The sequence below is a fragment of the Paenibacillus sp. SAF-068 genome (assembly GCF_051967555.1).
Lineage (GTDB): Bacteria > Bacillota > Bacilli > Paenibacillales > Paenibacillaceae > Paenibacillus.
Genome location: NZ_JBQCJX010000001.1, coordinates 3,018,579 through 3,033,198, shown reverse-complemented (window position 1 = coordinate 3,033,198; position 14,620 = coordinate 3,018,579). Strand labels below are relative to the sequence as shown.

Sequence of the window (14,620 nt, the reverse complement as noted above, 5' to 3'; positions counted from 1 at the left end):
CAGTGGTTTATTTGTCATTCTCTCATTATAGGTTAAACCTATTACATCTATAGATATTATATCTTGGAACAATGAAGGACAGGGTGATATATTTATGTCATTCAAGAGCTTCACTTTTTAAAGGCAACAGAGGCTCTTCCAAGGACCGAACTTATGATGAGGTGAAAATGATGAGTAAAAAAACGATGTTTGAGAAAATTTGGGAAAATCACGTAATTCATCAAGAAGAAGGAAAACCTAGCATTCTGTATATCGATCTGCATCTGGTGCACGAAGTAACTTCTCCGCAGGCTTTTGAAGGACTTCGTCTGAGTGGACGTAAAGTTCGTCGCCCTGAGCTGACATTTGCAACAATGGACCACAACGTTCCAACTAAAGACCGCTTCAACATTACAGATCCAATCTCCAAACAACAAATTGATACCCTTTCACAAAACTGCCGTGATTTTGGCGTGAAGTTGTATGATCTGGACACGGTTGATCAAGGCGTTGTGCACGTTATGGGACCTGAACTGGGTCTGACTCACCCAGGTAAAACGATTGTATGTGGTGACAGTCATACGTCTACACACGGTGCGTTTGGCGCACTGGCATTCGGAATCGGAACAAGTGAAGTTGAGCACGTTATGGCAACTCAATGTTTGCAACAAGCGAAAGCCAAAACGATGGAAGTTCGTTTTGTCGGCAAACGTAACCCGGGTGTAACCGCGAAGGATATGATCCTTGCAGTTATTGCCAAATACGGTACAGACTTTGCAACAGGTTATGTTATTGAGTACACAGGTGAATCCATCCGTGAATTGAGCATGGAAGAGCGTATGACGGTCTGCAACATGTCCATCGAAGGTGGAGCAAGAGCCGGATTGATCGCTCCGGACGAAACAACCTTCGAATATCTGCGTGGACGTGAATACGTACCAGCGGGTGCGAAGTTCGATGAAGCTGTAGCAAGCTGGAAGCAGCTTGTAACCGATGAAGGTGCGGAGTTTGACCATGTGGTTGAAATCGATGTCGAAACATTGATTCCGCAAGTAACTTGGGGAACAAGCCCTGGTATGGGAACCGACATTTCTTCGAAAGTTCCTGTTCCGGCTGAATTGCCTACCGAAAACGAACGTAAAGCGGCTGAAAAAGCGCTTGAATATATGGGACTTGAACCGGGAACACCAATCGCCGAGATTCCAATTGACTATGTATTTATCGGTTCTTGCACCAATGGACGCATTGAAGATCTGCGTGCAGCAGCACAAGTGGCTAAAGGTCACACCGTATCCAGTCAGGTTACGGCGATTGTTGTACCAGGCTCAGGGCGTGTTAAGATTCAGGCTGAAAAGGAAGGTTTGGATAAAATCTTTACGGAAGCCGGATTTGAATGGCGTGATGCGGGATGCAGCATGTGTCTGGCGATGAACCCGGATGTACTGAAGCCAGGAGAACGTTGTGCTTCGACTTCCAACCGTAACTTTGAAGGACGTCAAGGACGTGGAGGACGTACACATCTTGTATCTCCTGCAATGGCAGCCGCAGCAGCCGTTAAAGGTCACTTTGTGGACGTACGGGACTGGAATTTCAAAACGGAAGCAGCGATCTAATCTATAACAGACAGAAGGGAGAACATTTAATATGGAAGAATTCAAAACATTACAAGGCATCGTTGCACCGGTAGACCGGGTCAATGTAGATACAGATGCGATCATTCCGAAACAGTTTCTGAAACGGATTGAACGTACCGGATTTGGACAATTTTTGTTCTATGAATGGCGTTTTGATGAAGAGGGCAACAATAATGCTTCCTTCGAAATGAACAAACCTCGTTATAAAGGGGCATCCATCCTGATCTCACGTGCCAATTTTGGCTGCGGATCTTCCCGTGAGCATGCGCCATGGGCGATCATGGACTATGGATTCCGTTGTGTCATCGCTCCATCTTTTGCAGATATCTTCTATAATAACTGCTTTAAAAATGGGATTTTGCCAATCAAGTTGTCAGAAGAGCAAGTTGAAGACTTGTTCCAACGTACAGCTACGCATGAAGGCTATGAGATGAATGTAAATCTGGAGAACAAAACGATTACCGATGCATACGGACTGCATATCGATTTTGATCTGGATGAGCATCGTCGTCAATTCCTTTTGCAAGGACTGGACGATATCGGTCTCACTCTTCAACATGATGACGAAATCGCTGCGTATGAGCAACGCCACGCGGCAAAACTGTTCGGTTAATCGATAACGTATCGTACAGCAGAAAGCTTCTGCCTCGCTAAAGGGACCAGGTTCCTATCGGTGAGACAGAAGCTTTTTGTAATTTCAGAAGCTAAATTAACTTTATGAGTTATCTCCATCTTAAGCGCGCTTTGATTTAATGATATTTTTTCGAATCGGAAATTTATGACATTATGGATACGAAATCGATACACATTCATGTAAAAGAGATGATGTTCTTAACTGTGATCTGCTTATTTAACTTATTTCCGACTGAATATGACAACGTTGTAACCGGATGAAGGGACAATATCTGATAAACTGATTAGTAGATTATGGAAGGTTACATAGACCCATTGGTGTTACGCTGTGCAGAGAATCAGGTCGGATGTTCAAAAGACAATAAGAATGGTGGATGAGGTATGAAAAAATGGTCGGCAGCAGTCGTTTTTCTTCTGTTCCTTTGTTTATTTCCAGTCATGGCCCATGCAGACACCACGCCCTCGATTGTACTCGACGGTGTAACCATTAAGCAGCAGACGGGAGCACCTGCAGAGAATACCGGAAAAACGGTCATGGTTCCCATTCGAATTGTATCCGAGAACCTGGGTTATAAGGTGAAGTGGGAGAAGGAAACTCAGTCAGTCCAGGTTCAAAAAGGAAACAGCATGATCCAAATGACGGCTGGCAAAGATGCAGCTACAGTGAATGGAAATGTGGTGAACCTGGATTCGCCCCCGCTGATCAAACAGGGAACGACGCTTGTTCCGTTACGCTTTGTCGGGGAAGGCATGGGTCTGCGTGTTGGCTGGGACAATGGAACCAAGACGGTAAGCCTATTCAGTATTCCTCCCGTTGCCGAAACGGAAGGTGACAGTGACCCTGTCGAAGCACCTGTCCCGGAAGGTCTGACAGAACTTCAAGGCATCAGCTTCAGCGGAGACCGCTTGATTGTAGCGACAAACGGCAATATCAGCCCGAAAGTATCCAGTATTGGTGGGCCAGACCGCATCATTGTTGATCTGCCTGCAGCGACATTTTCTCAGGCATTTATTCAGGGACAAGCCTCTAATCCGGATGGCAGTGGACAGATTCTCGTTACAGATTCATCAATCGTCTCCAAAGTTCGGTATGCCATATTCAGTAAATCGCCTTCCACCGTGCGTGTCGTGCTGGATCTGAGTCAGACGGCTACGGCCAAATGGTCTGTTGGGGATAACAATGTCTTGCTCGTTGACCTGACAGCCACGAGTGGAGAACCTACAAGCCAACCGGCAGTACCTACGAATGATGGCAAAACCGTTGTGGTCATTGATCCGGGACATGGCGGTCGTCAATCGGGTGCAGTCAGTTTATCAGGAGCTTATGAGAAGGATTTCAATCTGGCGGTAGGACTGAAGGTACAGGCAATCCTTCAACAATACCAGAATATTCAAACGGTCATTACACGCCAGGATGATACGGAGCTTTCCCTCAAACAGCGAGTGGACATTGCTGAATTGAATCAGGCAGATGTTTTTGTGTCCATTCATGGAAACAAATTCACCACACCTGTGCCAAATGGTATTGAAACGCTCTACAGTCGCAAGGAAAGCAAGATATTGGCTGATACGCTTCACAAATATGTATTGCCAATAACAGGACTCAAGGATCGTGGGGTTAAAACGGCCAGCCTGCATGTAACCCGTGAAACAAGCATGCCTGCTGTGTTGCTCGAATTGGGTTTTTTAAGTAACCCTACAGATGAAGCAGTCATGCTCACAGAAGAATACCAGGACAAATGTGCACAGGCGATTGTGGACGGTATTGTTGAATTTTTGGGACTGTAAAGTGGATTTTGCGCAAATATGAAGATTAGGGTAGTACGTTGTTTAGAGATGTATATTTGATAAATAAGGAAAAAATAAGACATTAAAATGTGCAAAAAGCCTGATCTGACAACGTTTTTTTTCTGTTATGTTGGAATATATTCGCAACTTTTGAGAGCGAGGGGCGTCTAATAGGTGTCAGGTAATGCCCAAGCGGTCAGTCGGAGTTGGAAAATGACAACATGCGGCAAAAAAATATGAGAATGGTAGGGGTGAAGGATGAAGAAGTTCGGTTTTTTGGTACTGTTATTTGTCTTTGGGCTCGTATTCCCGGGCTATAGTCACGCAGCAACTGACACGAAAATTATCCTAGACGGAAAAGAAATCGTACAGCCATCGGATACGAAGGCGGAAATTATCAACAGCAAGGTGATGGTTCCGATCCGGGTTGTGTCCGAAAATCTGGGGTATAGCGTGGAGTGGAAGCAACAAACACAAACGGTGACTATCAGCAAAGACAACACTGCCATGCAGATGATTGTTGGACAGAAGACGGCAACGGTGAACGGCAGTAACGTAAACCTGGATGCCCCGCCACTCGTGAAAAACGGTACTACACTCGTGCCTCTCCGTTTTATTGGTGAGGAAATGGGTCTTAAGGTGGGTTGGAACAACACCACGAAGACGGTAACATTAGTTACCCAGAATTCAGGTTCCGGAAACGGGACAACCACACCTCCGAACTCTGGCAATGAAGGCGGAGGATCGGATCAAGAAGGTCTTGTACTGGTGAACGGCATCAGCTTCAGCGACAACCGCTTCATGATTGCAACAAGCGGAAGTACGAAGCCGAACGTCTTCACGATGACAGGACCAGATCGAATCGTTATAGACTTGCCGAATACCGCATTTGCTGATTCGTTCAGTGAAGGACAGGCTTTAGACAGCAACCAGAATGGACAACTCGTCGTTAGCGGCTATCCGGATGTGTCTAAGATTCGTTACTCGTTATACAGCAACAGTCCATCTACACTTCGTTTTGTAATTGATCTGTCCAGTTCGAAAGGGTACAGTGTGCAAAATGATTCCGGACTGATCATGATTAACCTGGATAATCAAAGTGGTACACCTGCTCCTCCAGTAGGCAATAATGGCAAAAAAGTTGTCGTTATCGATGCAGGTCACGGAGATCATGATCCTGGGGCAATCGGTGTAACGGGCAAACGGGAAAAAGACTTCAATCTGGCAATGGCTCTGAAAGTGGAAGCCTTGTTGAAAAAAGAATCCAAAATTGACGTTGTGTTAACCCGCAGCGATGATACATTTTTGGCTTTGAAAGAACGTGTGAAAATTGCACAGGACATAAAAGCGGATATCTTCATCTCCATTCATGCTAACAGTGGCCCTGCTGCTGCGAACGGTGTAGAGACATTCTATACACGCTCCAACAGCAAAGCACTTGCTACAGTGATGCACAAGTATCTTCTGCAGTCTTCTGGACTGAAAGATCGTGGAGTGAAAACGGCGAGTCTCCATGTAACCCGTGAAACGACAATGCCAGCAGTTCTGCTGGAAGGTGGATTCCTCAGCAATAAGAGCGACGAAGCAGCCCTGTTCACGGAAAGTTTCCAAAACAGTGTTGCCAAAGGTATTGTTGCAGGAATCAAGGAGTATCTGGGAATTAAATAAGGGACAAGCCCTTATGTTGAGGAGGCGGAGTTAGAATGAACAAGAAAATATGGATTGCAGCTTTGCTGGTAACGGTTATGGCAGTTGCTGCTGGATGTGGAAGCAAGCCAACAGCTGCTCCGAATCAGACGCAAGGTGCAGGAACTGAAAACAATGTGACTGAGGTTGAAGGCGAAACCATTACCGAACCGGTAACTGCTGAGCCAGAAGAGAACACAACACCTACAGAATCCACGGAAGGCAGTTCGGAGGGAACGACTACAACTACTCCGCCAAGCGAAACGTCTACACAGACGCCAGCAACTTCTGAAAGTAATGAAAAGAAAACGATCACTGTATTCTATACGGATGAAGAAGAACTGGAGTTGCACAAAGCTTCGGCAGAGATTTCATATGCATCGGATGATGCCAAATATAAGGCTGCCTTTGAATCACTGCAACAGAGCAAAGATGCTAAACTTGTTCCGCTGTGGTCCAAGGAAATTGAATTGAAGTCTGTTCAGTTCAAGGATGGAGCTCTTACGCTGGATATTCATATGCCAGATACGGCACGTCTTGGAGCAGGTGGAGAATCTTATGCGCTGGATGCTTTAAAACAAACGTTCTTCCAGTTTGATGAAGTAAAATCACTTGATTTACTGGTGGATGGTCAGCAGACCGAAAGTCTGATGGGCCATGTGGATCTTGAACATCCAATGACAAGATCCGAATAGGCTGTACAGCATGCTGTTTTACCGTGAATCCACGGAATATGGGTCGTTTTACATGAGAGAGGGGAATCATAGGTGACTTTTAAATATAACAATCCATCACACTCTAAAAAAGTAGTATCAGCCGTGCTTGCAGGCATGATGGCCCTTAGCGCCGGCGGAGCTGCCATGGCAGCAGAATCAACAGAAACGGGACAGGGTCAGACTGCTGCAATAACGAATACGGCTGCACCAACTGGTTTGTTCAGTGACATCAAGGTCGGATACTGGGCTGAGAAACATGTGTACAAACTGGCATATCAAGGCATTCTTCTCGGTAATAACGGCCTGTTCCGTCCAGGAGACGCGGTAACTCAGCAAGAAGCTGTAACGATGGCCATCCGTTTTATGAATCAAGAGGGCCAGTTGAAGACCGACACGGCTGCGGCATTACCGACAAACATGGAAGTGGGAAATTATTTCAAGCCATATGTCGCGCTGGCACTTCAACTGGGACTGATTGACAAGACGGAAGAATCCACGGTGGATGTATCCAAAACCTCCTGGGGGCAAAAGCCAGCTTCACGGGAATGGATTACGAAATTGCTAATCCGTTCATTGGACAAGGATGCTGAAGCGAAAGCACAAAACAATCAATCTACCGGATTTGCTGATAATGCAGATATCTCTGAAAGTGGTAAAGGTTATGTCAATCTGGCTGTTAGCCTGGATCTGGCCAAAGGTGTAGAAGGCAACAAATTCAATCCAACCGGTTCCGTAACCCGTGCTCAACTCGCTACCTTCTTCAGTCGTGGCGAATCGTTGACGGATACAGCGTACCCAAATACATCCACAGGTTATGTGATTGGGTTGAAAGATGGGCAGATCACGCTGGTTGTGGACGGCAAAGCCGTTAACTTCGCAGTGAACAGCAGTACGCCTTACTTTACGAAAGACAGTGAAACTCGTGCTTCATCCACAGATGTGAAGTTGTATACGAAAGTTATGGTTGTAGGTTCGGCAGGTGGGGCTTCCTATGTGGAAGTCGTTGATGCTACACCACAGGTGGAAAGCATTGAAGGTTCATTTGCACGTTCATTGTCTGGTAACAAGATTGGTATCTTTGTAGGCGAAAATTACGAAACGTACAGTTATGATGACGCAACAGCATTCATCGACCAGAATGGTAATGCAATCAAACTATCCGATATTACGGCAGATAGCATCATTGAAGTACAGCGCGAGACGTTCTCGGCTGACAAAAAAACAGTCGCTATTCGTGTGAAATCCGGCATTGTTAACAAAAGTGACAATGGTGTGATTGCAGAAGTATCTACTTCTGGCAAGACAATTAAACTTGTCAATGCAGCGGGTGCTACCGAGCAATTCGCATACAATGACAATCTGCTAATCACATATCAAAACCGCATCCTGTCAGTGGCTGATCTCAAAGCCGGCAGTGCCGTGAAATACACCGTTAAGGACAGCGTTCTGCAAACGATCGTATTATCTCAAGGTGTGGAGCAATCTGTACGTGGAACACTGGTTGAGATTGGTGGTAACCAATCCACGTTAACGTTCAAACGTGAAGGGGGTTCACTTGAGGCTAAACTGCTGACTGAAAAGCCGGAAGTTATTATCAATGGCATTCAGGATGCAACGCTAAATGATCTCATCACGGATGCAACGAACGGGGATCAGGTGGAGTTGACATTAAATTCTGACGACCAGGTAACGCGTATTCAGGTCATTGGACGCCAGATGGAGCCTATGAATGGGGTAACGGTAGTATCATACAACAGTAAAACAAAGGTACTTACCGTGTTGGATAACAACAAAAAACCGTATGTATTTACATTGGATGAGAAAACCAAACTGGATTATAATACGACCAAACCTACACTGGCTGGTCTGGAGTCACTCTTAAATGATGGTCGCAAATTGGATCTGACATATGTGGGAACACGTGCATTGTCCGTTAAAGTGATTTACAAGTATGAAGGTACGCTTAGCAACATTGATACTTCTGGCAAGAAGATCAGCTTGTTGTCCGGTAATCAGACCATTACCGTACCGTATTCTACGGTACCTACCGTTGAGATGTATAACAAATCCGGCGCAAGTCTGGGAGATTTGAAGATTGGTGACAAAGTTACCGTAACGCTTGGAGCAAATCAGGATGTCGTGCAGAAGATTGCACTGAATACTGTAGCTCAATTCGAAGTGGTTGCTTTGGAAGCAAATAGTCGTATTCGGGTGAAATCCGATCTGTTGACAAGTCAGTTCTATGTGGATCAAGCGGTACTGACAGGAGAGAGTGGTCAGACGATCACGCCTTCACAACTGACAGTAGGCAACCTGATTAATGTAACGTTTGAAGGAGCTACGCCAAAAGCGGTTCAAGTCGTGAAGCGTACGTTGGCTGAAGTTACAGCAGTGGATGCTTCATCCGTAACGCTCAAGCAGTTTAACGGCCAGACTGAAACCGTGCCTGTTAGCGGTTCGGTTAAAGTCGTTAAATCTGGTTCCACATTAACTTCACTAACTAGTCTTACGGTCGGAGATCGTGTTGAAATGACAAAAGATACGGATAATTCAACACGCTTCAGAGTGCTGACTGTCATGAGTAAACAATTCTGGTCTTATGATGGTGTTGGTAACCAGATCCTGGTTAAACGGGAGACGACAGCAGACACAAACTATCGTTTTGCACTCGGATCAAGTGTATTTGTTCACCAGGGTGACAATACTTTAAGCGTGCAATCTCTCAGAGATAATGATAATATTGTATTGTATCTCCTGAACAATGTTATTATGGAGATTCAAAAACAGTAATCGTTTCTTTTCGAGGATCAAAAGAATGACCGTCTTGATACGGGATCTTTCCCGCATCAAGACGTTTTTTTTGCAAGCTTTTTGAGGTCCCCGCAAAGTATTCGGATGAAGCTTCGAAGTAAGGCTCCGCAGAGTGGAGTCATTTTGTGGGAGGTAGCTCTTCATGAATGCAGCGACGGTTAGGCATATACTCGAAACTATGGAAGCAATGTTTCCTGATGCACATTGCGAATTAAATCACAGCAATGCATTTGAATTGACAGTAGCTGTCCTTTTGTCTGCCCAGTGCACCGATGAAACGGTGAACAAGGTAACCGCAGATTTGTTCCAGAAGTACAGAAGCCCAGCAGATTATCTGGCGGTTCCTCTCGAAGAGTTGGAACAGGATATTCGGCGAATCGGTTTGTACCGGAACAAGGCCAAGCATATTCAGAACATGTGCCGAATTTTAATAGAGCAGTATGGCGGAGATGTACCGCAGGAACATGATCAGCTTGTGACGCTACCAGGTGTCGGGCGGAAAACCGCGAATGTAGTTGTTTCCAATGCCTTTGGAGTACCGGCAATTGCGGTAGATACTCATGTTGAACGTGTATCCAAGCGGCTGGCACTTGCAGGTTGGGATGACTCCGTACTTGAAGTCGAAAAGAAACTAATGAAGCGCGTACCCCGGGATGAGTGGACTTTAACTCACCACCGGTTTATATTTTTTGGACGCTACCATTGCAAGGCACAGAACCCTGCATGTCATATCTGTCCATTGCTGGACATATGCAGGGAAGGGAAAAAACGTATGAAAACGTCCCAAATCAGGAAAGATAAGGAACGTGTCATTACCCGAAAACGAAAAATAAATTAATGAGCAGAAAAGGATGAATAATCATGAAATGCATTTCCGTGTACACTGACAATTTTGAGGCTTTCTCCGATATTTTTGAACAAATCGTTGAACAGGAAATGGCTGAGAATGAAGAAAAAGAAGTAGAAGGCATCACTGTAAGCCACTCTGGCGACGTGCCTGAGCATTATCTGGAGCGTATGTCTGTTAAACCAGAAGTTGTTGTGATGAGAGACAAAGGCAGAGACATTACAATTCTGCAACATGGACAGGTATTCGAAATCTTGCTGCCTTCCATGGAGAACGCAGTTTCCTAAGAAGTGATTACACTGCAGGGTCTGTTGTATCAATGTCATGAGGATCGTTGTGGTTAGAGTGATCGCATCGCATTCATGCAACAGACACTTGGCGTAAGCATTTGCTAAATGCCGAATATAGAACCTATTAGAGATAAAACCGACCTGTTCGGTTTTATTTTTTTATATAAGCAGGGTAGGTGTCATGTATATTCCATTCCAACCGTTCAAATTTAAACATGATAATGTTAAAATAAATGTGGTAAAAGAGATAGACGTCGAAATGGATGTCAAATTAGAGGAGCCAGGGGGAAGGCCAGTCATGTCCAGAACAGATTACCCAAAAGAAATGGCCAAACCTCTGCTTCCGCTGCGTGAAGCGATGGAGCAGACAGGGGACCATACGGCTGTACAGGCTTTAACGGATTTAATCAGCAAAGCAGAAACGAAACATCTGACGATTGCGTTCTGTGGTCATTTCTCTGCAGGCAAATCGAGTCTCATCAACAGTTTGTGCGGTAAACGGGTACTGCCTTCTAGTCCCGTGCCAACAAGTGCGAATGTGGTATCTATACGCAATGGTAAGCCGAGAGCGCTTATCTATACTACTGCAAACGTAAGCGCTGACAATGGAGCAGGAACACTTGAAGTTTCTCCAGAGGAATTGGAGGCATATTGCAAAAATGGGGGAGCGTACAGCTCCATTGAGGTATGGGATGACATTCCGCTGCTGAAAGATGATGCTGTCCTGCTGGATACACCAGGTGTGGATTCAACAGATCGCGGACACAGTCTCGCGACGCATTCCGCGCTACATCTGGCGGATGTGGTCTTCTATGTTATGGACTATAATCATGTCCAGTCCGAGACGAACCTTTCATTTGCCAAGAGTCTGTCGGATTGGGGCAAACCGTTGTTTTTGATCGTGAACCAGATCGATAAGCATCGGGAACGTGAGCTTTCTTTTGACCAATATACCGAAGGTGTCGAAGCTATATTTACAGCCTGGGAAGTCAGATATGACGGACTGTTGTTTACTTCCCTCCGCGACAAGGAACATCGCTACAACCAGTGGGATGTGCTTCCGGAACTCATTGGACACATGATGCAAGAGAAGGAAGCATTAATTGCGCACAGTTTGGCAAGTTCGGCCAGTCATGTAACGGAGCAACATCTGACAAGAGAAGCGGAGAAACGTGAAGACGAAGAAAACTCTCTGCTGGATGAGATTGGTGGCAAGGAAGGAATTGAACGCTTGGAACGGGAGCTCGAGCTTCTTGATCAACAAGCAGCAGACATTCGTACCGGGCCATCGCGCGTGCGTGAGAAATTCCGGGCAGATCTTGAGCCTCTTCTGGCGAACGCGAATCTTACTCCTGCCGATATTCGTACGTCGGCTGCTGCCTATTTGGAGAGCCGAAAACCGGGTTTTAGGGTAGGCTTATTGTTCTCAGGCGGCAAGACCGAACAGGAGAAGCAACGTCGTGCTTCTGAACTGGTGCGGTTATTACAGGATCAGGCTTCTGGACAAGTGGAAGTACATATTCGTACGATGCTGAGACAGTTAGGTGAATCCCATCAGCTATGGGGAGCAGAGTGGGAGCAGGCGCTCAATACGGAGCTTCCTGCTGTGGATGAAGCACTATTGGAGATGAAACGCAGTGCCAGTGCTGAGGTATCTCCAGAGTATGTGATCCAGTTCAGTAAAGATGTGCGGGGCGAGATAGAGGCCCGCTATCGCAGGTCGGCCATGATGCTTGCCGACCGCATGCTGGAAGCGCTGGGCGCGCGAGGCGAAGCCGCGCTCCAGGCGCTGGACGCCAGCCGCGCAGCGCTGCTGGCGCAATCCGAGGCGGCGGCGCGCTACACGGCGCTCCAGCGCAGCGCCGCCGCTGAGGCAGCAGGGCTGCGCAGCCTGCTGCCCCATGCGGGCCCCCTCCCCTCCGGGCTATTGCCGGAGGTGAAGGGCCCGCACGTGCCCGCGGTGCCTGGACCGGGCGAAGCACCCGGTCCGCATGCGGGCACGTCAACGTCTGTGGCTGCGCAGCCACAGACGCCAGAGGCACCGCCAGCGCAGCGCGCAGTCGCAGCGGCGGTGCCAGGGCCATCGGCGGCGGCTGGCGCTGAACGCCGCCGACGCCTGGACGCAGCAGCGGCGCGGCTCGAAGCCGCTGCTGCGCTGGTGGAGCCGTACCCCGCCATGGGGTCGGCGGTACGGGATCTGCGTGCACGCGCGGCTTCGCTTGCGGGCGGCACGTTTACACTCGCGCTGTTCGGAGCATTCAGCGCCGGCAAATCCTCCTTCGCCAACGCGTTGCTGGGCGAAGCTGTACTACCTGTCTCGCCGCATCCAACAACTGCGGCGATTAACCGGATCATGGCTCCTGCCGGGGGCGCGGAGCATGGAACAGCCCGGGTCCGCATGAAGACCCGGGATGCCTTCCAGGAAGACCTCGCCTATTCCTTCCGTCTGCTTGGACTGGGCGAGCCGGGAACCGAGTGGCAGAAGCGAGTACGTTCCCTCTCGCCACAGGATGTGCATCCGGCAGGCCGCCCGCATTACAGCTTTTTACAGGCGGCAGCAGCCGGTTGGGAAGAAACAGCGAACCAGCTAGGTCAGGATGTGCTGGTGGATCTGGACGGTTATCGTAACTTTGTCGCAAATGAGAAGAAGTCCTGCTTTGTAGACAGTATTGATCTTTACTATAGTTGCGATGTGACTGAACAAGGAATTGTATTGGTAGACACACCAGGAGCGGACTCCGTGAATGCTCGTCATACGGGTGTAACCTTCAATTATATGAAGAATGCGGATGCCCTCATTTTTGTAACATATTATAACCATGCTTTCTCACAAGGAGATCGCCAGTTCCTGAGTCAGTTGGGACGTGTCAAGGACAGTTCTGCCATGGATCAGATGTTCTTTGTCGTGAATGCCAGTGACCTTTCTTCCTCCGAAGAAGAATTGGAGCAGGTTCTCGATCATGTGAGCACCCAATTGCGCAGTAATGGCATTCGGGCACCAAGGCTCTTCCCTGTATCCAGCATACTGGCGATGGAAGGCAAGATGGCAGGTGATTCGAAACTGCTTGAGCAATCCGGTTTTATCCGTTTTGAGGAAGAGTTCAACCAATTTGCAGGCAGGGAATTGGCTGATCTTGCCGTCGGCGGAGCTTCCGAAGAGATGGCACGTGTCATTCAGCGTTTGCAGAAACGCGCGGAGGATGCAGCGCAAGGAGAGGAAGCATTGCAGCAGCGGCGGGATGAACTGGAGACCATCCAGGGACAGTCACGCCAGCGTATACAGCAACTCGCAGCACGATCCATGAAGGAAGAGTTGTCACAGGAAACAGCAGAACTGCTCTTCCATGTGCGGCAGCGACTTGCCTACCGTCTTGGCCTATTCATGGCAGAAGCTTTCCATCCATCCGTACTTCGGGAGGATCGGGGCAATCTGAAAACCGCTTTTGCAGCCTGTGGACGTGAACTGTTGCGTATGGTTGCCATTGAACTGGAGCAGGAACTGCTTGCTACCACCCTCAGACTTGAACAGGCAGGCCAGGCTTGGCTGATGAAACAAGTTACGGATTGTATAGATGAGGTGAGACAGTTATCAGGGGGCGTGGATGTGTCACTGCCACTGAACGAACGCTGGAGTACACCTGTGCTTGAAGAAGTTCGTCTGGAAGAACCGTCTGGATGGAAAAGCTATTTGAATTATTTCCGCAATCCGAAACAGTTCTTCGAAGGGGATGGGCGTCAGCGGTTACAGGAGGCACTTGATCCGGTCCTCAAACAGATGATCATTGAAGTTCTTCCTGCCGCGCAAGACAAGCTGATCCAGTTTTATGACAACCAGCTTTGTCAATCATTGCAACACCAATCCCGTCAGTTGGAAGAACGTCTGGACGAGGCGGTGAGCGGAATTCAAGATACGCTGGAGAGCGGAATTCCGGCCGAGCAATGGACCAGCTTGTCTGTACAACTGGAACAGATTGAACGCAGTTAAAATCAAGGCATGACGCGTATTCTCTGGAAGTCTTTGTAAAAGAAAATGATGGATACAGCAACACATTGAAAATGTTGCGTAAACCAACCCAAAAAGGCTCCTGCCGAAAAGGCATACAGGGAGCCTTTTTTTTGCACGAACAACCTGAAATAAAGAGAATATTCAAACATTTGATTGAAAGGTGGGTATTTACCTTCGTTAATGCGTCAATAAGCTGAAAGCAGGCAGAATATGGTCTGATATTCGCTTTG

The 14,620-nt window shown here is 47.5% G+C and carries 9 protein-coding genes; all 9 read left to right on the top strand.

Going from position 1 to position 14,620, the window contains the following annotated elements; genetic code table 11:
• Nucleotides 1–170: 170 nt before the first annotated feature.
• The 9 genes from leuC (at nucleotide 171) to ACTHPG_RS13020 (ending at nucleotide 14,369) form a co-directional block, all read left to right on the top strand.
• Nucleotides 171–1,592 (top strand): 3-isopropylmalate dehydratase large subunit, encoded by a 1,422-nt coding sequence (leuC, locus tag ACTHPG_RS13060; protein ID WP_440390242.1) that lies wholly within the window; start codon nucleotides 171–173, stop codon nucleotides 1,590–1,592.
• 31 nt (nucleotides 1,593–1,623) lie between these two features.
• A complete protein-coding gene (gene leuD, locus ACTHPG_RS13055) occupies nucleotides 1,624–2,226 on the top strand; it encodes a 3-isopropylmalate dehydratase small subunit (protein ID WP_440389811.1) in 603 nt (200 codons plus the stop codon).
• Nucleotides 2,227–2,627: 401 nt separating this feature from the next.
• Nucleotides 2,628–4,034: an N-acetylmuramoyl-L-alanine amidase gene (locus ACTHPG_RS13050; protein ID WP_440389809.1), complete on the top strand. Its 1,407-nt coding sequence runs from the start codon at nucleotides 2,628–2,630 to the stop codon at nucleotides 4,032–4,034.
• 258 nt (nucleotides 4,035–4,292) lie between these two features.
• The gene (locus ACTHPG_RS13045) at nucleotides 4,293–5,702 is read left to right on the top strand and encodes an N-acetylmuramoyl-L-alanine amidase (RefSeq protein ID WP_440389807.1); all 1,410 of its coding nucleotides are present in this window, start codon (nucleotides 4,293–4,295) and stop codon (nucleotides 5,700–5,702) included.
• Nucleotides 5,703–5,737: 35 nt separating this feature from the next.
• Nucleotides 5,738–6,415: a GerMN domain-containing protein gene (locus tag ACTHPG_RS13040; RefSeq protein ID WP_440389805.1), complete on the top strand. Its 678-nt coding sequence runs from the start codon at nucleotides 5,738–5,740 to the stop codon at nucleotides 6,413–6,415.
• A gap of 72 nt (nucleotides 6,416–6,487) precedes the next feature.
• Complete coding sequence (locus tag ACTHPG_RS13035) at nucleotides 6,488–9,226, top strand: S-layer homology domain-containing protein (protein WP_440389803.1); 2,739 nt, start codon at nucleotides 6,488–6,490, stop codon at nucleotides 9,224–9,226.
• 163 nt (nucleotides 9,227–9,389) lie between these two features.
• Nucleotides 9,390–10,085, top strand: a complete 696-nt coding sequence (nth, locus tag ACTHPG_RS13030; protein WP_253438436.1) for an endonuclease III — start codon at nucleotides 9,390–9,392, stop codon at nucleotides 10,083–10,085.
• A 23-nt stretch (nucleotides 10,086–10,108) separates the two neighbouring features.
• Nucleotides 10,109–10,381: a hypothetical protein gene (locus ACTHPG_RS13025; RefSeq protein WP_017687779.1), complete on the top strand. Its 273-nt coding sequence runs from the start codon at nucleotides 10,109–10,111 to the stop codon at nucleotides 10,379–10,381.
• Nucleotides 10,382–10,682: 301 nt separating this feature from the next.
• Nucleotides 10,683–14,369, top strand: a complete 3,687-nt coding sequence (locus ACTHPG_RS13020; protein WP_440389801.1) for a dynamin family protein — start codon at nucleotides 10,683–10,685, stop codon at nucleotides 14,367–14,369.
• Nucleotides 14,370–14,620 lie beyond the last annotated feature (251 nt).